General features: G+C 44.2%; 1 protein-coding gene. It reads right to left on the bottom strand.

The window, feature by feature from the left end; translation table 11 throughout:
• Positions 1-412, bottom strand: a 412-nt coding sequence (locus tag ERX29_RS10840; protein ID WP_481817012.1) for an MFS transporter, incomplete at both ends; no start/stop codon positions are given.

Genomic DNA, 412 nt, shown 5'->3' with positions numbered 1-412 from the left:
ATCAAAGATACCGATGGAGAAGTAATAGCCGCCGCCTAGAATAGCACCGATCATCAGCAGAGTTCGTGTTTCCATTTTTGCTGACATAATCCCCAGAATAATCATGAAAGGCACTTCAAGTCCGGCACAGAGACTCGCTAGATAACCGACGTTCGCTTCCTTAGCATGAAGGTATTCTGTGACAAATAGCGGCATGTTCAGTGTATACATCCATTGTCCCACATGCAGGAAGACAAAGGCCAGAAAAGGAATCAACAGAAACATGTCGCGTAGTAAGTTGGGTGTAACAGGCTCAACATAACCTGCTTCACGTACCACTTCTTTCTTTTCTACCTCTTTATAGAAGATGATGATTGTGAGTAGGGCAGTTAAATAGCAAAGAATCGTTCCGCCGAAAAGACCGGCATATCCA

The organism is Macrococcus lamae (assembly GCF_004359545.1).
Classification (GTDB): Bacteria; Bacillota; Bacilli; order Staphylococcales; family Staphylococcaceae; genus Macrococcus; species Macrococcus lamae.
The sequence above is the reverse complement of the archived record's forward strand: the minus strand, read 5'-3'. Positions and strand labels throughout refer to the sequence as shown.